We start from the raw sequence: 24,278 nt of genomic DNA, 5'->3' as shown, positions 1-24,278 counted from the left end.
GGCTCGGCTGTGTCGTCCGGTCGGTGCGACAGCCCACCAGCCTATTCCTGTGAACCAGCTGACCGCAAGAGAGATTCCCGATCGCCCGAGAACCGTCTCGTCAGCTGCGCCGGGCCTCGCGCTCGAGCAGACTCGACTTGACGTCCATCCCCCACGCGAACCCGCCCATCGTGCCGTCGGAGCGCAGCACGCGGTGGCACGGCACGAACAGCGCCGGCGCGTTCCTGGCGCAGATCGAGGCTGCGGCGCGCACCGCGCGGGGAGCGCCCAGCCGTGCGGCGAACGAGGTGTAGGTGAGCGGCTCGCCCGGCTCGATCCCCCGCAGCGCCGCCCATCCGGCCAGCTGCATCGCGGTACCGGTCTGCTGCACGGCGACCGTGTCGAGCGCCGACAGGTCACCCGCATAGAAGGCCAGGGCCGCCGCCGCCGCATCGGTCTCCCCCTCGGTGATGCTCGTCGGCTGTGCAGACGGCGACAGACGCCCGATGATCGCGCGCTGATCGGCGGTCCACCCCGACGCCAGCACCCGCTGGCGCTCATCGGCGAGGATCGTGAACGGCCCGTCGGGCGTGTCCAGGGTCTGGATGAGGGCGGTCATGGTGTCTCCTTCGGAACGGAACTCTGCGATGCGCGTCGGGGACGCACCGGCGCGGCGCGCCAGAGGTGAGCGCTGAGGTAGCTGCGCCACGGAGCGGTACGCTCCGCCCACGCGACCAGCGGAATCGGATCTCCCGGCAGGCCGGACGCCGCCGCTCCGGCGCGCAGCGCCACGTCTCCGGGCAGCAGGATGTCGGGGTCGCCGAGCACACGCATCCGCACATAGTCGGCGGTCCACGGGCCGATGCCCGGCATGGCGAGAAGCGCCGCGCGCTGCGAGGGCCCATCGTCTCCGACGGTGAGCGTGAGGGATCCGTCGGCGAGCGCGGCCGCCGCTCCCACGATCGCCCGGATGCGGGCCCCCGGCCCTCGCAGCACCTCGGCGCCGTGCTCGGCGATCGCCGACATGGTCGGGAACAGCAGCCCCTGCTCCGTGCGCTCCCCCAGGGCCTCGGCGAGCGCCGTGAGCGCGGTGCGCGCGGCGACCACGGTGATCTGCTGACCGATCATCGCCCGGATCAGCATCTCGTGCGGATCTGCAGACCCCGGTACGCGGATTCCGGGCGTGCGCGCGACCAGGGGCGCGAGCTCCGGATGTGCGCTGAGCGCCTGGTCGACGGCCGAGGGGTCGGCGTCGAGGTCGAAGATCCGTCGCACCGTGGACACCAGCGGCGCCAGGTCGCCGAGCTGCGCGACCCGGGCGCGCAGATGCAGACGCGCGGAGGCATCGAGACTCACCTCGAACCATGCCGATCCTCCGGCCATCCGCAGGTGCCGCGAGAATGCAGTGGACGTCGCCACCTCGACCCCCGTGACGGCCCGTGCCGCCATCCAGTCGAAGACGCCGCCCGCGTCGAGCGGGCCGCGATACGGGAGCACGAGATCGATCGCGCCCGGAGCGACCGCTTCCGGTCCGCGCCGACGCGCTCTGAGCTCGCCGGGGGTGAGCGCGAACACCTCGCGGATCGTGTCGTTGCACTGCCGGATGCTGGCGAAGCCGGCCGAGAACGCCACCTCGGAGATCGGCATGTCGGTACCGACGAGGAGCATCCGCGCCATGTGCGCCCGATGCGCTCTGGCGAGGGCGAGCGGACCCGCCCCGAGTTCGGTCGAGAGCACCCGGGTGAGGTGCCTCGTCGAGTACCCCAGGCGCGCGGCGAGGCCCGCGACCCCCTCACGTTCGACGACACCGGAGGAGATCAGCCGCATCGCCCGCGCTGCCACGTCGCTGCGCAGGTCCCACGCGGGCGATCCGGGAGCAGCCTCGGGGAGGCAGCGCTTGCACGCGCGGAACCCGGCCTCATGGGCGGCGGCGCTGGTCGGGTAGAAGGCGACGTTCTCGGGTTTGGGCGTGCGCGCCGGGCAGCTGGGACGGCAGTAGATGCCGGTCGAGCGCACCGCGGTCACGAACTGCCCGTCGAAGCGGGTGTCGCGCGCGCTGATCGCACGGTACCGCTCGTCGAAGTCGGTCACGGGGAGGCTCATGCCTCCACTCTGCCACCGGCATCCGACACCGGCTGGCGGAAATCGGACACGGCGGTGGAGAGTGGAGCGGCCGCGCGGCTCAATGGAAGAAGTGACGTTCCCCGGTGAAGAACATCGTCACGCCGGCCTTGCGGGCGGCATCCACGACCTCTTCATCGCGCACCGATCCGCCGGGCTGCACGATCGCCGTGACGCCCGCGTCGATGAGCACCTGTGCACCGTCCGCGAACGGGAAGAACGCGTCGGAGGATGCGACCGAGCCGACGGCGCGGTCGCCCGCACGCTCGACCGCGAGGCGGCACGAGTCGACGCGATTGACCTGGCCCATGCCGACACCGACCGTGGCGTTGTCCTTGGCCAGCACGATCGCGTTGGACTTGACGGCGCGGCACGCCTTCCAGGCGAAGATGAGGTTCTCCATCTCCTCGTCGCTGGGGCGCTCGCCCGAGACGAGTTCCCAGTTCTTCGCCACCGAGACGATGTCGTCGGGGAAGCGGTCGGCGTCCTGCAGCAGCAGGCCGCCCGAGACCAGGCGCACGTCCATGCGCTCCTGCTGCCAGTCCTCCGGCAGCTGCAGCAGACGGAGGTTCTTCTTCGCCTTGAACACCTCGAGGGCTGCCGGCTCGAATGACGGCGCGACGATGACCTCGGTGAAGATGTCCTTGAGGTTCTCGGCCATCTTCAGCGTGACGGTGCCGTTCGCGGCGATCACTCCCCCGTAGGCCGACACGGGGTCGCACTCGTGCGCGCGCAGGTGCGCGCTGGCGATCGGGTCCAGCGCGTTCGGAGCGGTCGTGGCGATGCCGCACGGGTTGGCGTGCTTGATGATGGCCACGGCGGGCTTGACCATGTCGTACGCGGCGCGCAGCGCGGCATCCGCATCGACGTAGTTGTTGTACGACATCTCCTTGCCCTGCAGCTGGCGGGCCTGTGCGATGCCGTGTCCGCCGACGCGCGTGTAGATCGCGCCGCGCTGGTGCGCGTTCTCGCCGTAACGCAGCGTGGCGAGCCGCTCGGCCTGGATGGTGAGGTGCGTGGGAAGGTCCTCGCCCTCGCCCAGCGTGCCCTCGGCGAACCATGCGGCGACGGCCGTGTCGTAGGCGGCGGTGTGTGCGAAGGCGCGTGCGGCGAGCTCGCGTCGCTGCGTCAGCGTGGTGCCCCCGTTCTCGATGGCCGAGATGATGCCGGAGTATGACTGCGGCGACACGACGATCGCGACGTTCGCGTGGTTCTTCGCCGCGGCACGCACCATCGCCGGTCCGCCGATGTCGATCTGCTCGACCACGTCGTCGCCCTCGGCTCCCGAGGCGACGGTCTCGACGAAGGGGTAGAGGTTCACCACGACGAGCTCGAAGGGCTCGATGTCGAGGTCGGCGAGCTGATGCTCGTGGTCCTCGAGGCGCAGGTCGGCGAGCAGACCGCCGTGGATCTTCGGGTGCAGCGTCTTGACGCGGCCGTCGAGCATCTCGGCGACACCGGTGACCGCGGCCACATCGGTGACCTCGAAGCCCGCCTCGCGGATGGTCGACGCCGTCGACCCGGTCGAGACGATCTGCACTCCCGCGGCGGCGAGCGCCTTCGCGAGCACGAGCAGGTCGGTCTTGTCGCTCACCGAGACGAGCGCGCGGCGGACGGGGACGGTGTCGCGATCGCGGTACAGCGAGTGGTCGTGGCGGGGGCCGGCCATGATGGGCTCCTTCGTGCGAGGGGGGCGTGCGTGGATCGGTTCAGGATGCGGCGGTCAGCGACAGCTCACCGGTGGCGATGCGGCGCACCACGTCGATGAGCAGTCGGCGTTCGACGGGCTTGATGCGCTCGTGGAGGGTGTGCTCGGTGTCGTCGGCGAGGACCGGCACCCGCTCCTGCGCGAGGATCGGTCCCGTGTCGATGCCGTCGTCGACGACGATCACGCTCGCGCCGGTCTCGGAGACCCCGGCGGCGAGGGCGTCTCGCACTCCGTGCGCGCCCGGGAACTCCGGGAGGTACGCGGGGTGGGTGTTGATCAGACGCGGCGAGAGATCGGCGACGAGTCCGGCGGGCAGCAGCCGCATCAGGCCGCTGAGCACGACGAGATCGGCGTTCCAGACGGCGAGCTGGCGCCCGAGCTCCTCGCCCCACGCTTCGCGCGACCCGTGTTCGTGCCAGGGGACGGTGAAGCTGGGGATGCCGAACTCCTCGGCGTGGGCCAGCCCGTCGGCCTCGCGGTCGGCACCGACGACCACCACCCGCGCAGGAAAATCGGGGTGACGAGCGGCCTCGAGGAGGGCGCGAAGGTTCGAGCCGGTGCCCGAGATGAGAACGGCGACCGTGAGCACGCGCCCAGTCTACCGAAGCGCCGCGCACCCGCCGACGCGTATGTCAGTCGAGCGGATCGGCGGGGTTCCGCCTCGGTGCACGGACGCCGCCGAGGTCGTCCAGGGGCGCAGTGTCGTAGGAGGAGGGACCGGTCGGGACCGTGTCAGAGATCGGCAGATCGGTGCGGCTGCCGACACCGAGATCTGCCGCGGTCATCTCGGCCACCCAGCGGTCGGTGCGCTCCTCGGCCAGCTCGTCGCGATTCCGCGGCGAGAGCAGGAGGATGGCCGCGCCCAGAAGCACCTCACCGCCGAGCGCCAGAGCGAAGAGCACCGCGGAGGGACCGGCCTCGGACAGACGTCCAGGTCCCATCGAGCCGCTCGCGAGCACCGCGGCGACAGCGCCGACGGCCGCGGTGAGCACGCCGATTCCGACCGCGATCGCCGCCCGCGGTCCTGTCGCCAGCGGCGTGCCCTCCCAGACGAGCCGGGAGCGGACGGCCCACCCGGCGACGGCGCCCGCGCCGATCGGCAGGATCACGACGATGAGCATCCAGATCGAAGAGTTCTCGGGAAGCAGCCCCAGGATCGGGATGCCGGGAACGACGCCGAGCTGCGTGCCGGCCGGCGACACGGCCGTCCCCACGCCCACCGCGAACCCCGGCCCGACGATCCATGACGCCGCCCAGACCAGGATGGTGGGCAGATAGGCGAGGTGTCCGAGCGTGAGCACCGTGGCCCCCAGCGCATCGACGCGAGCGGCCTGGAACAGGGCGACCACCTCGCTCCCGCGCGCCAGGGTCATGACGGCGACGGCGACCCCCGAGACGGCGACCATGCCGAGCACGGCGAAGGCCGTGCCCCGCACGGAGGCTCCGAGGACCGGCCCCCAATCGCCCCAGGAGTCGACGACGTCATGCAGACGATCGAGCAGACCGCCGTCACCGTCCTCCCAGGCGATGCGCACACCGCCGCCCACGGCGCCCACCAGGTAGACGACGGTCGGCAGCGCGATCGAGAGCGCGAGGTCGGTGCGGGCGGCGGAGATCTGCGTGCTGAACGCCACGGCGGTCGCGATCAGTCCGAAGGCCGCCGTGCCGGCGACCGCACCCAGCGCCCAGGCTCCGGCCTTCGCCGCACGCGCCCCCGAGCGTGCGGCGAACAGCAGCGTGAACACCAGGAAGGCCAGCGGCGTCACCGACAGCGCGAAGCTCGCCGCCTGCGGGGCGATGCCCGCCGCGCGCAGCACGTCGTCGGCCAGCGTGAGATCGAGCGGCACCCCGTGTCCGAACTGCCACAGGGTTCCGGTGAGGGGCCACAGAGCGCCCCAATCCGCGGTCATGCCGAACGACAGCGTCCACAGGAGGGTGAGCGGCGCCAGCAGGACCACGAGACCGACCGCTGCGGCGATGGCGGCATCGAAGGCGGCGAGGAGCGCGACGAGGAGGCGTTGCATATCGAATCGAGACTACGACGAGTTCCCCCCGCAGGCCCGGGGGCGCGCGCGGTGCCGGCGACACGATATCGTCTCCTGCGGAGGTTCCCCCGATGACTACTGCCCCGTCCCCCGCCCCGCCCCATACCGAGCCCGCGCCCGCGAACGCGCTCGACCGCTTCTTCGAGATCAGCAGACGCGGATCGACGATCGGCACCGAGATCCGAGGCGGCCTGGTGACCTTCGTCACGATGGCCTACATCGTGATCCTCAACCCGCTGATCCTGAACACCCCCGATGTCGACGGCAACACGCTCGCAGGCACGGCGGTCGCCGCATCCACCGCGCTCACCGCCGGCGTGATGACCATCCTGTTCGGCCTCGTCACGCGTCTGCCCTTCGCGTTCGCCGCGGGTCTGGGCATCAACGCCTTCCTCGCCTTCTCGGTCGTGGGCACCGTGACCTGGCCCGAGGCGATGGCCCTCGTCATGATCAACGGTGTCATCATCGTGCTGCTCGCGGCCACCGGCCTGCGGAAGATGATCTTCGACGCCGTCCCCGTGCAGCTCAAGCTGGCGATCACGGTCGGGATCGGACTGTTCATCGCCTTCATCGGCTTCGTGAACGCCGGCTTCGTGACCGCGACCAACAACCCCTCTCCCCCGGTCGATCTCGGCATCGGCGGCTCGGTCGCCTCGCTGCCGACGCTGCTGTTCGTGATCACCCTGCTGCTCGGCGGCGTGCTGATGGCGCTGCGGGTGAAGGGAGCGATCCTCATCGCCCTCGTCGGCGGCACGGTGCTCGGTGCGATCGTCAACGCGATCTGGCCGTTCGGCCTCAACTTCGGTCTCACCGGAGCCATCGTCGGACTGCCCGACCTCAGCCTCGTCGGACAGGTCGACTTCGGCTTCGACCTCGCCAAGGTCAGCGGCGTCGCCCTGGTGATGTTCGTCTTCACCCTGCTGTTCTCCAACTTCTTCGACGCCATGGGCACCATGACCGGTCTCGCGAAGGAGGCCGACCTGGCGGATGCGAAGGGCGACTTCCCTCGCATCAAGTCGGCGCTGATCGTCGAGGGACTCGGCGCGATCGCCGGTGGCGGCACCTCGTCGTCGTCCGCGACGGTCTTCGTCGAATCGGGCGCCGGAATCGGCGAGGGCGCGCGCACCGGCCTCGCCACGGTGGTCACGGGTGCGATGTTCCTGATCGCGATGTTCTTCACCCCCCTGACCTCGCTCGTGCCCGGGGCGGTCGCGGCCGCGGCTCTGGTGCTCGTCGGCGCTCTGATGCTGTCGCAGATCAAGAACATCGACCTCAGCGACTTCCGCGTGCTGCTGCCGGTGTTCCTGACGGCGACCGTGATGCCGATGACCTACTCGATCGCCAACGGCATCGGCGCGGGCTTCGTGAGCTGGATCGTCGTGAACGCCTTCTCCGGCCGCGCCAAGACGATCCATCCGCTGCTCTGGGTCGTCGGCGTGGGGTTCGTCGTCTTCTTCGCCCGCGGGCCGATCGAGGCGCTGTTCGGCGTCGCCTGAGCGACGGCACACGACGAAGGGGCGGATGCGTGCTGCATCCGCCCCTTCGTCGTATGTGCGACGGGCGCGGCGTACCCCGGGCATGCAAGAAGGCCCCGGAGTGGAGTCCGGGGCCTTCAGGTCAAGCGTAGCTCAGATCAGAGCGCTTCGACGATCGCGCGCATCAGGTCAGCCGTCTCGGACGGCGTCTTGCCGACCTTGACTCCGGCGGCCTCGAGGGCCTCCTTCTTGGCCTGTGCGGTACCGGCGGACCCGGAGACGATCGCGCCGGCGTGACCCATGGTCTTGCCCTCGGGGGCGGTGAAGCCCGCGACGTAGCCGACGACGGGCTTGGTGACGTGCGCCTTGATGTAGTCGGCCGCGCGCTCCTCGGCGTCTCCGCCGATCTCACCGATCATCACGATCGCCTTGGTCTCGGGGTCGGCCTCGAACGCGGCGAGCGCATCGATGTGCGTGGTGCCGATGACCGGGTCGCCGCCGATGCCGATGGCGGTGGAGAAGCCCAGGTCGCGCAGCTCGAACATCATCTGGTACGTCAGGGTTCCCGACTTCGACACGAGGCCGATCGGGCCCTTGCCGGTGATGTTCGCCGGCGTGATGCCGACGAGCGCCTCACCGGGCGTGATGATGCCGGGGCAGTTCGGTCCGATGATCCGGGTCGTGTTGCCCTTGCTCTGCGCATAGGCCCAGGCCTCGGCCGAGTCGCCCACCGGGACGCCCTCGGTGATGACGACGAGCAGCGGGATCTCGGCGTCGATGGCCTCGATCATCGCGTCCTTCGTGAACGCACCCGGCACGAAGGCGATCGACACGTCGGCGCCGGTCTCCTTCATGGCCTCGGCGACCGAGGCGAAGACGGGGAGCTCGACGGCGTTGCCGTCCTTGTCGGTGTGCGAGACCGTGGTGCCGGCCTTGCGGGCGTTCACGCCACCGACGACCTGGGTGCCGGCCTTCAGCATGAGTGCCGTGTGCTTGGTGCCCTCGCCGCCGGTGATGCCCTGGACGATGACCTTCGAATCCTTATTGAGGTAGATCGACATTTCTCTGTTCCTTAAATCCGGTCTCTGAGCCTGTTGAAGGGTCAGGCGTTGGCGAGCTCGGCGGCCTTGTCGGCGCCCTCGTCCATCGTGGCGGCCAGGGTGACCAGCGGGTGCGCGTACTCGGCGAGGATCGCGCGGCCCTCGTCGACGCGGTTGCCGTCGAGACGCACGACGAGCGGCTTGGACGCCGTGGCGCCCAGCGTCTCGAGAGCGCCCTTGATGCCGTTCGCCACGGCGTCGCACGCCGTGATGCCACCGAAGACGTTGACGAACACGCTCTTGACCTGCGGGTCGCCGAGGATGACGTCGAGGCCCGCGGCCATGACCTCGGCCGAGGCTCCACCGCCGATGTCGAGGAAGTTGGCGGGCTTCACGCCGTTGTGGTTCTCACCGGCGTAGGCGACCACATCGAGCGTCGACATGACGAGTCCCGCGCCGTTGCCGATGATGCCGACCTCGCCGTCGAGCTTCACATAGTTGAGGCCGGAGGCCTTGGCCTTCGCCTCGAGCGGGTCGGCGGCGTCCTTGTCCTCGAGCGCCTCGTGCTCGGGGTGGCGGATCTCGGAGGCGTTGTCATCGAGGGTGACCTTGCCGTCGAGCGCGATGATGTCGCCCTCTTCGGTGCGCACCAGCGGGTTGACCTCGACGAGCGTCGCGTCTTCGCCCTTGTAGACGTCGAAGAGCTTCACGAACACGTCGGAGACCTTCTCGACGAGGTCTTCCGGGAAGTTCGCCGCACGGGCGATCTCGACGGCCTTCTCCTTGTCGATGCCCGTGAGCGGGTTGACCTCGACGCGCGCGAGCGCCTCGGGGCGCTCGACGGCGAGCTCCTCGATCTCCATGCCGCCCTCGACCGAGCACAGGCTCAGGTAGGAGCGGTTGGCGCGGTCGAGCAGCACGGAGAAGTAGAACTCCTCGGCGATGCGTGCGCCCTGCGCGACCATGACGCGCTTGACGACGTGGCCCTTGATGTCGAGGCCGAGGATGGCCTTCGCCGCCTCGTAGGCCTCATCGGGGGTCTTGGCGACCTTGACGCCGCCCGCCTTTCCACGGCCGCCGGTCTTCACCTGAGCCTTGACGACGACCACTCCGCCGATCTTCTCGGCGGCCGCCCTCACCTCTTCCGGTGTGTCCGCGACGATGCCGGCGAGAACCGGCACTCCGTACTTCTCGAAAACGTCTCGTGCCTGGTACTCGTACAGATCCACTGTGGTTCCTTCACTGGGCTGCTGTCTGGTAATTCTCTCGATGTCGAGACATCGACCAGTCCCCCAGCCTAGTACCTGGAGCTGAGCGCTCCCGGCGTCCTCCCCTCCGCAGCGGCGACGGCACGGGCTGAGGCCGAGGTCTAGGCTCATCCCATGCACGAATCCGCAGAACCGCGCACCGGCGTCGTGGCCGCAGCGCTCGAGCTGTTCGCGACGCAGGGTTTCGATCAGACCTCGGTCGAGCAGATCGCGAAGGCCGCAGGCGTCTCCCGATCGACGTTCTTCCGCCAGTTCGGCGGCAAGGAGGACGTCGTGTTCGCGGATCACGAGGCGCTGCTCGACAAGCTCCGGGAGTTCCTCGCCGAGGGACACGAGGATCCGTGGGGTGCCGTGTGCGCGGCATCCGAGTCGGTCTTCGCGCATTTCGCGCACGACCCGGAGATGGCTCGCCGCCGGTATCAGATCGTGCGTCAGGTTCCGGTGCTGCGCGAACGGGAGATCATCACGGTGTTCCGCTATGAGCGGCTGTTCGACGACTATCTGCGCAGTGCGCTCCCCGGCATCGATCCGCTCGATGCGGTGGGCTTCTCGGCGCTCGTCACCGCCGTGCACAACCATGTGCTGCGCCAGCTGCTCCGCGGCAAGAAGAAGGTGCCGGTGTCGACCCTGCAGACCGCACTCGCCGACGTCAGGCGACGGTACGGCGTGCCCGCGGACTCTGCGGCGGCGGCGCCCGACGATCTCGTGGTCGCGGTGTTCCCGCGCTCGATGCCGGTGGCCGAGGTCACGCGTCGGCTGCGCACGCAGCTCGACTGACGCGCGGATCCGTCGCGGCAACGGGGCACCCGCGTATCGGGAGTCGTGGAACCGAGTATCGGGGAGTACGATACTTGGTGCCACGAAGGAGTCTCCATGAGCACCGCAGCATCTCCCTTCCCCGGCGAGCGCGTCTCGTCGTACGACATCACCGGCCGTCAGGACAGCGACTACTACGCCGTCTTCGCCGACATCCCCGAGGCCGACAGATCCGCCTGGGACCGCGCCAAGGCCTACATCGACGAGGTGGGCCCGCAGATGGCCGACGCCTGGGATCGCGCCGAGTACCCGCTGGAGGCCGCCCGTCGCATGGGCGAGATGGATCTGGTGGTCGACGGGATCGAGCACGCGTCGCTCACCCGGCTCTCCCCTCTCGCGGCGGGCCTCGTGAACATGGAGATCTCCCGCGGGGACGGCTCGCTCGGCACCGTGCTCGCCGTGCAGGGCGGGCTCGCTCTGCGCACCCTCGCCCTCTTCGGCTCGGATGAGCAGCAGCAGAGATGGCTCACAGCCCTCGCCGACAGCTCGGTGTTCGGATCCTTCGCCCTCACCGAACCGGACCACGGATCGGACTCCGTGTCGCTCGAGACGGTGGCGCGGCGCGACGGCGAGGAGTGGGTCATCCGCGGCGCCAAGAAGTGGATCGGCAACGGGGCATCCGGCGGCATCACCTTCGTCTGGGCTCGCGTCGACGACGAGTCCGCTCCGGAGCACGGAGCCGTCCGGTGCTTCCTGGTGGAACAGGACACCCCGGGATACACCGGGACGCCGATCCGCGGCAAGGCCTCGCTGCGCGCCATCCACCAGGCGCACATCGTGCTGGACGACGTGCGCGTGCCACTCGATGCCGTGCTTCCGGGGACGAAGAGCTTCAAGGACGCATCGATCGTGCTCTACGCGACCCGGTCCGGCGTCGCCTGGTCGGCACTCGGCCATGCCACCGCCTGCTACGAAGCAGCCCTCGCCTATTCGCGGGAGCGCATCCAGTTCGGCAAGCCTCTCGCCAAGTTCCAGATGGTGCAGGAGCGGCTGACCCACATGCTCGAGGACCTCACCGCCATGCAGCTCTACTGCCGCCGCCTCGCCGACCTCGAGACCGCGGGCGAACTCCGCCCCACGCAGGCATCACTGGCGAAGTTCCACAACACCCGCGCCGCCCGCCGGGTGGCGTCGATCGCCCGTGATCTGCTCGGCGGCAACGGGATCCTGCTCGAGAACGGCGTGATGCAGCACATGGCCGACATCGAGGCCATCCACACCTACGAGGGGACCGAGAGCGTGCAGGCCCTGCTGCTCGGCCGTGACATCACCGGGATGAGCGCCTTCGCCTGAGTCAGTCGCAGCCGCATCCGCCGGCGGGCGTCTTCACCATGAAGCAGACATCGCACACCCCGTAGTCGCGTTCGGCCGGCTTCGGTGTGCGCGGAACGCTGGGGGATGCCGCGACGCGAGGAGTCGTCGACCGCTTGGCCTTGACGGGAGCGATCGGACGGAACTCGCTCGGGTGCGTCACGTAGAAGTACGGTTCACGTCCCTCGCTCGCCCGCAGACGCAGCGGGGCCGAACCGACGACGACGACCTCGTCCTCGGTGAACCCGTTGGTGTAGGTCTTGCCGATGTGAAGGCTGGCGCCCTCTCCCCGGCGGACCGCCTCGATGTAGCGCCCCCGGTCGATGTACGACGAGATGCCGACGGCGTCGGTGATGGCGGTGATGAACTCGTGGTTCTCCACTGCGATCCTGTGTGCGCGGAGCGCTTCGGCGAGGGTGCGGTATGGGCGGGAGTTTCCGGTGGGGGTAGGCCCCTGGACTTCATTCATCTCTTCAAGGATCTCACGTCCGGACGTGGAAGACTGGCCGTATGGCACGCGCGACGATCATCGGCTCCGGACCGAACGGCCTCGCGGCGGCCGTGACCCTCGCCCGCGCGGGATACGAGGTGCGGGTCCTCGAAGCCTCCGACACCATCGGCGGCGGTCTCCGCACCCTCGACTCGACGCTCCCCGGTTTCCGGCACGACGTGTGCGCGGCCGTGCACCCCTCCGCCGTCGCCTCCCCGTTCTTCCAGGCGTTCGGTCTGTCCGAACGCATCGAGTGGATCCATCCGGACGTCTCGTACGCGCACCCTCTCGACGGCGGCAGAGCGGGCATCGCGTGGCGCGACATCGAGCGCACCGCAGCCGCGCTCGGGGTCGACGAGCGCGCGTGGCTGGCTCTCCTGCGCCCGCTCAGCACGCACGTCGAGGGCGTCGCGGACTTCACCGGGAATCAGATGCTGCGGATGCCCCGCCAGCCGCTGACCGCTCTGCGCTTCGCCCTGCGGATGCTCGACCAGGGCACCGCCCTGGCCGCGCGCACGTTCCGCACCGAAGAGGCCGCCGCACTGATCGCTGGCGTGCTGGCGCATCCTCCGACGCCGCTCCCCACCCTCGCCGGAGCAGCAGCCGGCCTGCTGCTCGCCGCCGAGGCCCACGCCGGCGGCTGGGTGTACCCGCGCGGCGGGTCGCAGCAGATCGCGGATGCCCTCGTCGCCGATCTCGAGGCACACGGCGGGTCCGTCGAGTCCGGGCACCACGTCACGGATCTGGACGCGCTCGACTGGGGCGACCCGTCACGCGGCGACCTGCTGATGCTGAACACGTCGCCCCGGCTCGCCCTCACCCACCCCGACGTCCCCGCCCGCTACGCGCGCTCGATCCGCGGCTTCCGCTACGGACCCGGCGCGGCGAAAGTGGACTTCGCCCTCGACGGCCCCATCCCCTGGACGCACCCCGAGGTCGCCCTCGCCCCGACCGTCCACATCGGCGGCACCAGGGCCGAGGTGTGGCGGAGCGAGAACGAGGTCGCCCGTGGGCGCGTCAGCGAGCGCCCGTACGCCCTCACCGTGCAGCCCTCGATCTTCGATCCCACCCGCGCGCCCGAGGGGAAGGCCGTGCTCTGGGCCTACATCCACGTGCCGCACGGCTCCGACCTCGACGCCACCGAGCTCATCACCCGCCAGGTGGAGAGATTCGCGCCGGGCTTCCGCGATCTGATCCTCGCGCACCACTCGGTGCCCGCTTCCTCGCGGGAGGCGATCAACCCGTCGGAGATCGGCGGCGACATCCTCGGCGGCGCGTTCACGATCCCGCAGGCGATCCGGCGCCCGATCCTCAGCACCGCCCCCTGGCGCACACCGATGCGGGGCGTGTACCTCGCTTCGGCCTCCACGCCGCCCGGACCCGGAGTCAACGGGATGGCCGGCTGGCACGCCGCACGCACCGCAGTGCACGACGCGGGGTCACGCGTGACGCTCGACGACCTGTTCGGCTGAGTCGAGGGCGCGACGCCACTCCGTTCACGACTCAGCATCATTCGGCACGCACCGCCGTTCTCCGCGACGTCCGATCGGTTCGGGGCGATCCATGCTGAGACGCGCACGCCCCCTCTTCTGCCGCGGCGCGTCCTTCGCCAGGATGGACCCATGCGCTACGTGATCCCCTCCCCGATGCTGGCGAAGGCGGCACCGACGGTGCCCGACCCCGCGAAGTACGCCGGCGGACTGCTGTTCGAACCCAAATGGGACGGTTTCCGCGGCCTGCTCGCGTGGGACGGCGACAGCGTCGAGATCGGCTCCCGCGGGGCCAAGCCGCTCACCCGGTATTTTCCGGAGCTGGTGGAGGCGGTTCCGCGGATCCTGCCGCAGCCGTGCCTGCTCGACGGCGAGATCGTCGTCGCCACCGGGCCGGTCGGCGCACAGCGCCTCGACTGGGAGGCGCTGAGCCAGCGCATCCACCCCGCGGCGTCGCGGGTGGCGACACTGGCGACCCGGACCCCGGCCATGTTCATCGCCTTCGACCTGCTCGCCCTGGGCGACGAAGATCTGCTGACGACGCCGTTCGAGCAGCGCCGCGCCCGACTCGAGACCCTGATGTCCGAGGTCGCGCATCCGCTGCACATCACACGGACGACGCGCGACCGCGACGCCGCCGTGCGCTGGCTGCAGGAGTTCGAGGGCGCGGGCCTCGACGGCGTGGTGGCCAAGCCCCTGGATCAGCCCTACGCCGCGGGCACGCGGACCCTGATCAAGGTCAAGCACGCGCGCACCGCCGACGTCGTCGCCCTCGGCTACCGCATCCACAGATCCGGGTCGGGCGTCGGCTCGCTGCTCGTCGGCCTGTTCGACTCGGACGGGACGCTGCGGCAGGTGGGCGGCGTCGCGGCCTGGAGCGACGTGCGCCGCAGAGAGCTCATCGATGAGCTCGCCCCGCTCGTCGAACGCGACGACGCGGGTGCGGCGGTGACGGACGAGGGCGAACGCTCGCGGTTCAGCGGCTCGAAGGATGTCTCGTTCGTGCGGCTGCGCCCCGAGCGCGTACTGGAGGTGCGCTACGACCAGCTCGAGGGATCGCGCTTCCGGCACACCGTGCAGTTCGCGCGCTGGCGCCCCGACCGCGACGCGCGATCGTGCACCTACGACCAGCTCGACACCGTCGCCGGCTACGACCTGGCCGACGTCCTCGGCTGAGGCTCACTCCTCGACGGGGTCGCCGTTCTCGTCCCAGTGCGCGGCGACCTTCTTGCTCGGCTGCACGCGCGGAGGCTCGCCGGGCATCTTGGGGAACTCCGGCGGGAACGAGAGCTCCCCCAGCCCCGCCTCGGTGTCGCGCTGCCACCACGCGAGCAGCGTGTCGATGCGCCCGGGCTTCTGCTGCATCCCCGCCCACGCGTCGCCGGCCTCCTCGAGACGCGAGGGGACGCTGCGCACCGTGAAGCTCGAGGGGTCAACTCCGTCGAGCTCGTCCCATCGCACCGGCATCGACACGGTGGCGCCGGGCAGTGCCCGCGGGCTGTACGCGCCGGCCATCGTGCGGTCGCGATTGGCCTGGTTGAAGTCGATGAAGATCCGCTCGCCGCGCTCCTCCTTCCACCAGTTCATGGTGACCCTATCGGGCATGCGTCGCTCCAGTTCCCGACCGGCGGCGATCACGGCGTGCCGGACCTCGAGGAATTCGTGCGATGGCTCGATGGGAGCGAACACGTGCAGACCGCGGTTGCCGCTGGTCTTCATGAACGCGTCGAGTCCCGCCTCGCTCAGCACTTCGCGCAAGGCGTGCGCGGCGACGATCGCATCGGAGAAGCCGGTGCCGGGCTGCGGGTCGAGATCGATCCGCAACTCGACGGGGTTGTCGGGATCCGAGGCGAGCGACGCCCACGGGTGGAAGACGATCGTGTTCATCTGCGCAGCCCAGACGATCGCACTCGGTCGGTTGAGCACGATCTGCGGATGCCGTCGACCGCTGTTGTACGTGACCGTCACCGCATCGACGTACTCGGGCGTGCCCTTCGGCGGGTTCTTCGAGAAGAAGCCGTCACCGGCGATGCCGTCGCGGAACCGCTCGAGCGAGACGGGCCGGTTGCCGTTCGCCTCGAGGAACGGTCCGCTGACGATCTGCAGGTACTCGGCGAGCTCGGCCTTGGTGATCCCCGCATCGGGCCAGATCACCCGATTCGGGCTGGACAGCACGACCTCGCGCTCGACATCCGGATCCGCGACGGTCAGGGGGATGCGTTCTGAGGCCATGTTCCGACCCTAGAGCGCCGGCGCGACGGGCGGAAGCAGGTCACTCCCCCACGTCGACCGACAGGATCATCACCGAGGTGAGCCCCTCGCGCTCGACGACGATGCTCGGCCCCGCGGGGTCGATGATGACGCCGGCCATGTCGAGGTGGTTCGAGAGCAGAGAGGCGAGCTGCGACGGCTCGAACGGCAGCGGACGATCGCCTCGGCCGAGCGCGAGCACCTCGAGCGGATGCGAGAACAGCTGCAGGAACCGTCGGCCGTCGGGCGTCTGCGCTTCGGCGATCCCGACCTGCCCGCCGGTGCCGCCTTCGTTCACGGCCACCCACATGCGCGTCTTGGCGAGCGCCTCGCCCACCTTCGACTCCGAGTCCTGCTCGCGAGGTGCGGCGATGAGGGACTTGACCGTCATGTCGACATCGGCCTGCTCGAGAGCCTTCTGCAGAAGTTCGGTGGGGAACACCACCCGGTGCGGGGCCGACGCGTTGTCGACGATCAGACCGGCGAAGTCACCCGAGACGACCTGCTGCAGCACCGAGGTCACCGGCTGAGCGACAGCAGAGGTCGCCGCCGGGTCCTTCTCGAGCTGCACGGAGTCGCGCACGGCGGCGGCGGAACTGAACCCGAGCATGAACTGGCGTTCGCCGTCGCGCACGACTGCCACCGCGAGCGGCTTGCCCTCGCTGATCTGGGCCCGGGCGTCGCCGTTCACGCGGATGTAGAGGTGCCCCTGCAGCGCCTGGCGGAGCACGCCGAGGAGCTGCTCGTTCGTCGCACCCTGCTCGATCTCCTTGAGCGACTCGCGCAGCAGGACGTTGTCTTTCATGCCGGCGACCGTCTCGGTCTGCTCCGGCGGCAGCGCGGGGGCCAGCGGCAGCCGACGGACGGGCTCCGGCGCGGGTGCTGCTGAAGGCGCCGACGGCGCCGCGGTGCCTGCGGCGGCGGAGGGCGCCGCGGACGTGGCATCGGGGTCGGGCAGAGCGACCTCGGGCCCCGCCTGCGCGCCCACGCCTCGGAACGCCTGCACCGAGATGCCGATGGTCGGTGCGATCTCGGGCTGCTCGGCGACGGCATCCGACGCGGAGGCGGTGCCTGTGTCAGAAGCGGCATCGGTGTCGGACGCGACCTCGGAGCCGGGCCGGATCCCGCTCGGGTCGGCGACGGGCTGGGTCTCGCTCTGGTCGGCGGCGACGTCGTCTGCGGACTTCTTGCGGCGTGAGAACAGGGCCATATCAGCCAGCCTAACCGCAGGTCGCCTCAGATCTTCTCGATCGGCGCGACCTTGATGAGGAGCTTCTTCTGACCGGCGGAGTCGAAGCGCACGTGCGCGATGCGCTTGGCCCCTTCACCGGTCACGGCGTCGACGCGCCCCTCACCGAAGTCGGAGTGGCGGATGCGATCGCCGGCGGTGAGCTCGAGATCCCCGTTGTCGCGCATCTTCGCCGTGACACGGTTCGGGAACTTGTCCATGGCCGTCGACAGCGGCTTCAGCGCGTCGCGTCCGGGGAGCTGCTTGACCGCGAAGCGGTCGCCGGACCCCGACGCCGATCCGCCGAAGCCACCTGCGCGTCGCGCGTTCAGCGCCCGTGACTGCGTTCCGCCGCGCGAGTTCACGTCGCCCGGCGACTGGCGCCAGTCGATGAGCCCCGCCGGGATCTCCTGCAGGAAGCGACTCGGCATGGCGACCGTGACCTCGCCGAACTGCGCCCGCGTCATCGCCAGCGACAGGTGCAGACGCTTGCGCGCGCGGGTGATGCCCACGTAGAAGAGACGGCGCTCCTCCTGAGGACCACCGGGTTCGCCGGCCGAGATGCGGTGCGGGATCAGGTCTTCTTCGACTCCGGTGACGAAGACGGCGTCGTACTCCAGCCCCTTCGCCGTGTGCATCGTCATCAGCGAGACGGAGCCCGACTCGTCGTCGAGGTCGTCGGCATCGGACACCAGGGCGACCTCGGTGAGGAAGTCGACGATGGTGCCCTCGGGGTTGTTGCGGGCGAAGTCCCGGGCCACCGCGACGAACTCGTCGAGGTTCTCGACCCGCGCCTCGTCTTGCGGGTCGCGACTGGCGCGGAGCGCATCGAGGTAGCCGCTCTTCGACAGCAGCACGCTCAGCCCGTCGGCCACCGAGGTCGGCGGCGGGAGCTCGCCCGACGCGGGCAGCATGATCTCGGTCGCTTCGGCGAGGACGGCGTCGAGCTGCGCGATGCCCGCCTGGATCTTCGGACCGAAACCCAGCTGGTCGGGCACCGACAGCGCCTGCCGGAAGGTGATCTCGTGCGCATCGGCGAAGCGCGCGATCGCGGACTCGGACACGTCGCCGATGCCGCGGCGCGGTTTGTTCAGGATGCGCCGCACAGCCATCTCGTCGGCGGGATTCGCCACCGCGACGAGGTAGGCGAGCGCGTCTTTGATCTCGGCGCGCTCGTAGAACTTCGTGCCGCCCATGATCTTGTACGGCACCGCCGAGCGGATGAAGATCTCTTCGAGCGCACGCGACTGCGAGTTGGTGCGGTAGAAGACAGCCATCTCGGAGTAGGGCATGCCGGAACGTCGCAGCGACTCGACCTCGTCGGCGACGAACTGCGCCTCGTCGTGCTGCGAGTAGCCGGTGAAGCCGATGATCGCGTCGCCGTCGCCCTTGTCGCTCCAGAGCTTCTTGTCTTTGCGGTCGAAGTTGTTGCCGATCACGGCATTCGCCGCCGAGAGGATGTTCTGCGTCGAACGATAGTTCTGCTCGAGCAGCACGACGCGCGCCCCGGGGAAGTCGCGCTCGAACTCGCTGATGTTGCGGATGTCGGCTCCACGGAACGCGTAGATCGACTGGTCGGAGTCGCCGACCACGGTGAGGGACGCGCCCTCGAGCTCCGGAGTGGTGTCGGGCTCGAAGATCATCATGCCGTTGGAGGCATACGGGTCGGACGACTCGCCCGTCACCGGTCGCGTCAGCTCGTGGATCAGCGCGTACTGCGCGTGATTGGTGTCCTGGTACTCGTCGACGAGGACGTGTCGGAATCGACGGCGGTAGGTGTCGGCGACCTGGGGGAACGCGCGGAACAGATACACCGTCTGCCCGATCAGATCGTCGAAGTCGAACGCGTTGGCCTTCTGCAGCTGGCGCTGGTAGTCGGCGAACAGCTCGACGAAGATGCGCTCGGCGGGATCGGACATGTTCGCCTGGCGGGCATAGGCGTCGGCGTCGGACAGCTCGTTCTTGAGCTTCGAGATCCGCGATTGCACCGCACCCGGGGTGAGCCCGTAGGCGTCGGCCTCGTGCTCTTTGACGAGTCGCTTGATGAGCGCTCGCGAATCCCCGGAGTCGTAGATGGTGAACGACTTCGTGAAGCCGAACTGCTGGGCCTCGCGGCGCAGGATGCGGACGCACGCGGAGTGGAACGTCGAGATCCACATGCCCTTCGCCGCCTCACCGACGATCCCCTCGACGCGCTCGCGCATCTCGCCCGCGGCCTTGTTGGTGAAGGTGATCGCCAGGATCTGGCTCGGCCAGGCCTCTCGCGACCTCAGGAGCGACGCGATGCGGCGCGTGAGCACGCTGGTCTTGCCCGAACCTGCACCCGCCACGATGAGCAGAGCGGGCCCGCGATAGGTCACAGCCTCGAGCTGCTGAGGGTTGAGGCCGGCGAGCAGATCGTCGTGCCCCTGCGCCCCTGTGGAGCGTGGGCCGACGGATCCGGGGACGATGAGAGGGGCTTCGGTCATGGCCTTATGAGTCTAGGCCGAGCCACCGACACGACGGCACCGGCCCGAGCGCGACGGAGGGGGCGCGGAGCGACTCCGCACACCCTCCGTCCTCGATCCGTGTCTCAGCCGGTGCGGCGCCGACGACCGACCACGATCATGCCGGCGACCACCAGCGTCAGCGCCAGCAGCAGCGACGCCACCGGCAGCTCGGCTCCGGTGACCGCGAGCGCGCCGCTGTCGCGGTTCTCGCCGGTGACAGCGGTGTCGGGCAGAGGCGGCGTCTGGCCGCCCGGGTTCCCGCCGGGGTCCTCGCCGGGGTTCTCTCCGGGGTTCTCCGCCGTGCCGCCGGGAAGGGTTCCGACCCGCAGCGCCTCCGACGCGAAGCCGTCGGCGAACCACCACACGGGGCGCTGTCCGTCGACCGACAGCGAGGCGGGCGCGGTCGCGAAGCCCTCGTTGTTGATGTCGGGCATGCCGGCAGGGCGGGCGAAGTGCGCCACACCGGGCTGCGCGGTGCCGTTCAGCGTGATCTGGGCCGACTGACCGTGGCAGCCGTCGTCGCACACCGCCCACAGCACGTCGAGCACGCTGTCGTAGTCGAGCGCCATCACTCCGGCGAGCCCGGGTGCGATCTCCGAGACCAGCGTCGCGGTGCCGTCGGCAGCGAGCGCGAAGGCGTACACATGACCGTTGTCCTCGACGGCGACGAAGAACAGGCCATCACCGTGACCGGCGTAGTCAATCGAGTCGTAGGCCGCGCCCGTGTTGACGTCGAAGAGCGTGCCGCGCAGGGCGGTGTCCGGAACCCACTGCACGGCCTCCATGCCGAGGTTCGCACCGACGGCCGGCAGCAGAGCCGTGAGGTCCCACTCCTGCTGGGCGACGAGATCGCCGGAGGCCGCCTCCGGGTCCACCTTGAGCACGGTGTTCTCGTTCACTCCCTTCGCACTGTTGTCGCGCTCGGAGGCGACGTAGACGTCTCCGTCGCCGTCGACCGTGATGCCCTCTGTGTCAGGACCCGGGGCGTCGGGGTCGGCGGCATCCTTCTGGAACCGCACCCGCTTGCCGGATTCCCAGCCCTCGAGCTGCGAGAACGAGCCGTCGGCGTGTGCCTCCAGCTTCCAGATGCGTCCGTCGCCGTTGTCGACGGCCCAGAGGAACGCGCCGTCCGTCGTCTCCTGCACGTCCAGGCCTGAACTGTCCTCGAGGAACGTCGGCGTGGTGTCGAGCACACGCACCTCGGCCGACCCTGGCCAGGTCGAGACCGCGACCTCTCCGGCGCAGACGTTCGCGACGCCCTTCGTGCTCTCCGCCGTCGCGGCGAACGCTCCGGTGATGTCGGGGCAGCGCCCCCACGTGGTGGTCGCGTGCCCGGCACCCCACGTGGTCGAATCGACGAGCAGGTCACCGTCGAAGACACGCACCGCGTCTCCGTCGCCCAGTCCGAAACCGAGTGCGTCGCGCTCGATCACGAGATACGCACCGGCCGAGATCGTCGTACCTGCCGGGATCACGTAGGAGTGGGTGTCGTCGTCGTCCTTCACGACGATCCCCGACACATCGAGTGCGGATGCGGTCGGGTTCACGAGCTCGACCCAGTCGTCGGGCGATCCGCCGTCGGACTCGACCTCGTTGATGCGCACGGGGGTGCCACAGGCGTTGCGCGAGCCCTTGGTCGAAACGGCGATGTCGACGAAGTCTCCACTGCCGTCGGCGCAGCGGGCGAGCACGCCTGCGGCATGTTCGAGGTACACGTGCTCGTCGACGACGCCGAGGCTCGCGTCGCGCAGAGTGACGGTGTCGCCGTTGCCCAGACCGAACACGAAGTCCGTCGGCTGGTCGAACACGAAGTATCCGCCTGGCTCGATGATCGTGCCGGTCGGCAGCGGAGTCGCCTCCGCCGCATGGCCGACCGGATCGCCGTCCATCACGGTCCAGCCGGAGAGATCCACCGGGGTGCTGCCGGTGTTGACCACCTCGACCCAGTCGGTCGCATCTCCGTCGGACTCGATCTCGTTGATGACGACGTCGGGCATCACGCACGAGTTCGCCGCCCCCGGGGTCGAGTAGGCGAGCACGAAGGCCCCCTCGCCGTCGGGACAGCGTGCGAGCGTCGCAGCGGCGACGTCGCCGTCGACCGCGGCGTGGCCCGCCCAGGGCAGCGTGTCGTCGACCAGGACGCCGGCGGCGTCGAAGAGCCGGATGCGGTCGGCGCTGCCGATGCCGATCGGATCACGGAACGCGGTCTCGACGCCGTCGACGAGTCCGATGGAGGCCTCATCGACGACGAGGAACTCTCCGGCCGCGATCTCGGTGCCCGGCCGGAACTGCCAGCGGTGGTCGTCGGAGTTGTCGCGGATCTCGTATCCGGAGATGTCGAGGGGAGCATCGCCCGCGTTGTGGAACTCGATCCAGTCCGCCGGCTGCGAGTCGACCTCGTTGATGGCGATCGTGCCGCCCGCGGGGTCATCGGCCGCGAACACGTTGGCCGCGCCCCGGGTGGAGGCGCTCGTGGCCGCCCACTCGATCGTGCCCGCGGTCTCGCGCGCACCCCACGTGACCTCGGCATGCTGAGTCCAGGCCGTCTCGTCGGCGAGGACGCCGTTCGGATCGAACAGCCGCACCCGGTCGGCCTTGCCGAGCCCGAAGGTGAAGTCGCCGACGCCGGCGTCGACCTCGTCGAGCACCAGGTAGGCGCCCGGTTCGAGGGTCGTGCCTGCCGGGAACGTGTACGACTCGTCGTCACCGTCGTCCTTGACGACATAGCCGCTGAGATCGACGACGACGGCCGACGGGTTGACGAACTCGATCCAGTCGCCGGGGACGCCGCCACTGGATTCGACTTCGTTGATGCGGATGCCGGGTTCGGCTCCGGCGGCGGCGACGGGGACGGCGAGCAGTGCGGCTGCGCTGAGGGCGCAGACCGTCGTGACCGCAGCCGCGGTGTGCAGGCGGGACATGGGTCTCCTGAGGGAATCAGACGGGGATGACCCCACACCACCGACCCCGCATGGCGGCCGCGCGACCCGCCGGTGCACGGACGGTGAACGCCCGGTGGCCATTCACCCTGCCGACCCTGCAGGGCGGCGAGGCGGTTGCTCAGACTCCCGATGCGACAATCGAGACGTGCGCACGATCCTCAACGTCATCTGGCTGATCTTCGCCGGCCTCGCCCTCTTCCTCGGCTACATGCTCGCGGGGATCCTGTTGTGCATCCCGATCGTGACGATCCCGTGGGCGATCGCGTCGTTCCGCATCGCGCGCTACGCCATCTGGCCGTTCGGACGCGAGATCGTGAGCAAGCCGACTTCGGGTGTCGGCTCGTTCCTCGGCAACGTGCTCTGGGTCGTCCTCGCCGGCTGGTGGCTGGCGATCGGTCACATCGTCTCCGGGCTCGCGCTGTGCGTCACGATCATCGGCATCCCCCTGGGCATCGCCGACTTCAAGATGGTGCCGGTCTCGCTGATGCCCCTCGGCAAGGAGATCGTGTCTCGCAAGGGTGCTTTCGACCGCACCCTCTGACCGCTCGGCAGCTGCGCGCACTGCACCTGGATCGCGCCGTGCCCGACGCTCTCGGCCCGCTCTGAAGCTTGCTCAGTCCCGCCGGAGGAACGCGACGTTCACCCCCGGAAGAACGCGACGCCCAGATCGGGATGGTCGACGAAGACGCCGTCGACCCCGGTGCCCGCGATGACGCCCCACTCCGCCTCGTAGTCGCCGAATGCGGCGGGGCCGCCCCGGCCACGGAACCTCTTCGCGAGAAAGGCGTTCTCGGGCCGGCAGGTCCAGGTGAAGACCTCGAGCCCGCGAGCGTGGGCATCGGCGACGATGCTGCTGCCTGCGGCGAGCAGCATCCGCTTGTCGACGCTGACGCCGTCGACCGCGCCGACCAGGTCGTCGAGCCCGCGCGGGGTCACCGCGGACGGATAGTCGGGGGCGTGCGTGCCGAGGGCGGAGACCAGGTCGTACGGGCGTCCGGACGCCTCGACGAGATAGACGTAGGACGCGATGATGCCGCGGGTCTTCAGCTGCCCCAGCACGGTCTGCTCGAAGCTCTCGATGATCAGCGGCAGCCCGCCGTCGGCCCAGCCGGCAGCGCGCAGATCGCGTTCGATCAGCGCAGCGAGATCGAGGCCGATACCCGCGAAGTGCGTGGCGTGCTTCACCTCGAGCACCACGCCGATGTCGCGCCCGTGCTCGCGCGCGCCGTCGCGCACCAGATCGAGCACGTCGACCAGACGGAGGATCGGCTCGGCTCCGTCGGCGCTCGCGCTGGACGCCCTCAGCTCGGGCAGGCGCTCCCGGCTGCGGAGCGTCGCGAGCTCGTCCCAGGTGAAGTCCTCGGTGAACCAGCCGGTCAGCGCATGGCCGTCCACGCGCTTCGTCGTCCGTCGATCGGCGAACTCCGGATGCGCAGCGATGTCGGTCGTCCCCGAGATCTCGTTCTCGTGCCGCACGATGAGCACGCCGTCCTTGGTCGCGATGACATCGGGCTCCACGGCGTCCACCCCCATCGCGAGAGCGAGCTCGTACGACGATCTGCTGTGTTCCGGACGGTAGCCGGGCGCACCGCGATGCCCGATCACGAGCGGCGATTTGCTGGGCAC

19 protein-coding genes are annotated in these 24,278 nt (G+C 69.8%); 6 read left to right on the top strand and 13 right to left on the bottom strand.

Translation table 11 applies throughout. From position 1 onward, the window contains the following. Positions 1-100 precede the first annotated feature (100 nt). The 5 genes from DXT68_RS04640 to DXT68_RS04620 form a co-directional block, all read right to left on the bottom strand. The gene (locus DXT68_RS04640; RefSeq protein ID WP_045253163.1) at positions 101-598 is read right to left on the bottom strand and encodes a methylated-DNA--[protein]-cysteine S-methyltransferase; all 498 of its coding nucleotides are present in this window, start codon (positions 596-598) and stop codon (positions 101-103) included. After that, positions 595-2,082: a DNA-3-methyladenine glycosylase 2 family protein gene (locus DXT68_RS04635; RefSeq protein WP_045253164.1), complete on the bottom strand. Its 1,488-nt coding sequence runs from the start codon at positions 2,080-2,082 to the stop codon at positions 595-597. The genes DXT68_RS04640 and DXT68_RS04635 overlap by 4 nt, the downstream gene beginning before the upstream one ends. A 79-nt stretch (positions 2,083-2,161) precedes the next feature. Continuing rightward, positions 2,162-3,769: a bifunctional phosphoribosylaminoimidazolecarboxamide formyltransferase/IMP cyclohydrolase gene (purH, locus tag DXT68_RS04630; protein WP_045253165.1), complete on the bottom strand. Its 1,608-nt coding sequence runs from the start codon at positions 3,767-3,769 to the stop codon at positions 2,162-2,164. Positions 3,770-3,809: 40 nt separating this feature from the next. Beyond that, positions 3,810-4,397, bottom strand: coding sequence for a phosphoribosylglycinamide formyltransferase (purN, locus tag DXT68_RS04625; protein WP_045253166.1), 588 nt, complete (start codon positions 4,395-4,397; stop codon positions 3,810-3,812). 43 nt (positions 4,398-4,440) lie between these two features. After that, a complete protein-coding gene (locus DXT68_RS04620) occupies positions 4,441-5,832 on the bottom strand; it encodes a cell division protein PerM (RefSeq protein ID WP_045253167.1) in 1,392 nt (463 codons plus the stop codon). A 92-nt stretch (positions 5,833-5,924) separates the two neighbouring features. Here DXT68_RS04620 and DXT68_RS04615 point away from each other — a divergent pair, with 92 nt between their 5' ends. Then, positions 5,925-7,349, top strand: coding sequence for an NCS2 family permease (locus tag DXT68_RS04615; RefSeq protein WP_115760461.1), 1,425 nt, complete (start codon positions 5,925-5,927; stop codon positions 7,347-7,349). A gap of 137 nt (positions 7,350-7,486) precedes the next feature. On the opposite strand, the gene sucD is transcribed toward DXT68_RS04615, so the two are convergent. Together sucD and sucC are read right to left on the bottom strand one after the other, a co-directional pair. Next, positions 7,487-8,389, bottom strand: coding sequence for a succinate--CoA ligase subunit alpha (sucD, locus tag DXT68_RS04610; RefSeq protein WP_045252499.1), 903 nt, complete (start codon positions 8,387-8,389; stop codon positions 7,487-7,489). Between the two features lie 41 nt (positions 8,390-8,430). Next, a complete protein-coding gene (sucC, locus tag DXT68_RS04605; protein WP_045252498.1) occupies positions 8,431-9,597 on the bottom strand; it encodes an ADP-forming succinate--CoA ligase subunit beta in 1,167 nt (388 codons plus the stop codon). Positions 9,598-9,750: 153 nt separating this feature from the next. Here sucC and DXT68_RS04600 point away from each other — a divergent pair, with 153 nt between their 5' ends. Together DXT68_RS04600 and DXT68_RS04595 are read left to right on the top strand one after the other, a co-directional pair. After that, positions 9,751-10,413, top strand: coding sequence for a TetR/AcrR family transcriptional regulator (locus DXT68_RS04600; protein ID WP_045252497.1), 663 nt, complete (start codon positions 9,751-9,753; stop codon positions 10,411-10,413). A gap of 96 nt (positions 10,414-10,509) precedes the next feature. Continuing rightward, entirely contained in the window at positions 10,510-11,745 is a 1,236-nt protein-coding gene (locus DXT68_RS04595) for an acyl-CoA dehydrogenase family protein (protein ID WP_045252496.1), read from the top strand. A gap of 1 nt (position 11,746) precedes the next feature. On the opposite strand, the gene DXT68_RS04590 is transcribed toward DXT68_RS04595, so the two are convergent. After that, positions 11,747-12,145: a hypothetical protein gene (locus DXT68_RS04590; protein ID WP_045252495.1), complete on the bottom strand. Its 399-nt coding sequence runs from the start codon at positions 12,143-12,145 to the stop codon at positions 11,747-11,749. A gap of 128 nt (positions 12,146-12,273) precedes the next feature. Here DXT68_RS04590 and DXT68_RS04585 point away from each other — a divergent pair, with 128 nt between their 5' ends. Together DXT68_RS04585 and DXT68_RS04580 are read left to right on the top strand one after the other, a co-directional pair. Further along, positions 12,274-13,725, top strand: coding sequence for a phytoene desaturase family protein (locus DXT68_RS04585; RefSeq protein WP_115760460.1), 1,452 nt, complete (start codon positions 12,274-12,276; stop codon positions 13,723-13,725). 150 nt (positions 13,726-13,875) lie between these two features. Then, entirely contained in the window at positions 13,876-14,919 is a 1,044-nt protein-coding gene (locus DXT68_RS04580; protein WP_045253358.1) for an ATP-dependent DNA ligase, read from the top strand. A 3-nt stretch (positions 14,920-14,922) separates the two neighbouring features. Here the strand turns inward: DXT68_RS04580 and ligD are convergent, their stop codons facing one another. The 4 genes from ligD to DXT68_RS04560 all read right to left on the bottom strand — a co-directional run bounded on the left by ligD (position 14,923) and on the right by DXT68_RS04560 (position 22,631). Continuing rightward, entirely contained in the window at positions 14,923-15,975 is a 1,053-nt protein-coding gene (gene ligD, locus DXT68_RS04575) for a non-homologous end-joining DNA ligase (RefSeq protein WP_045253359.1), read from the bottom strand. A 40-nt stretch (positions 15,976-16,015) separates the two neighbouring features. Next, on the bottom strand, positions 16,016-17,203 hold the full coding sequence (locus tag DXT68_RS04570) for an SseB family protein (protein WP_052677646.1): 1,188 nt from the start codon (positions 17,201-17,203) through the stop codon (positions 16,016-16,018). Between the two features lie 26 nt (positions 17,204-17,229). Then, a complete protein-coding gene (locus DXT68_RS04565) occupies positions 17,230-19,689 on the bottom strand; it encodes an ATP-dependent helicase (protein ID WP_045253360.1) in 2,460 nt (819 codons plus the stop codon). Between the two features lie 104 nt (positions 19,690-19,793). Then, positions 19,794-22,631 carry a lamin tail domain-containing protein gene (locus DXT68_RS04560; RefSeq protein WP_082068856.1) on the bottom strand — a complete coding sequence of 946 codons (2,838 nt, stop codon included), beginning with the start codon at positions 22,629-22,631 and terminating at the stop codon, positions 19,794-19,796. A 166-nt stretch (positions 22,632-22,797) separates the two neighbouring features. On the opposite strand from DXT68_RS04560, the gene DXT68_RS04555 reads away from it, so the two are divergent. Next, the gene (locus tag DXT68_RS04555; RefSeq protein WP_045253361.1) at positions 22,798-23,193 is read left to right on the top strand and encodes a YccF domain-containing protein; all 396 of its coding nucleotides are present in this window, start codon (positions 22,798-22,800) and stop codon (positions 23,191-23,193) included. A 98-nt stretch (positions 23,194-23,291) separates the two neighbouring features. Here DXT68_RS04555 and DXT68_RS04550 read toward each other — a convergent pair whose 3' ends face one another. Next, positions 23,292-24,278 (bottom strand): glycerophosphodiester phosphodiesterase family protein, encoded by a 987-nt coding sequence (locus DXT68_RS04550; RefSeq protein ID WP_045253447.1) that lies wholly within the window; start codon positions 24,276-24,278, stop codon positions 23,292-23,294.

This window comes from Microbacterium foliorum (assembly GCF_003367705.1).
GTDB classification, from domain to species: Bacteria; Actinomycetota; Actinomycetes; order Actinomycetales; family Microbacteriaceae; genus Microbacterium; species Microbacterium foliorum.
The sequence above is the reverse complement of the archived record's forward strand: the minus strand, read 5'-3'. Positions and strand labels throughout refer to the sequence as shown.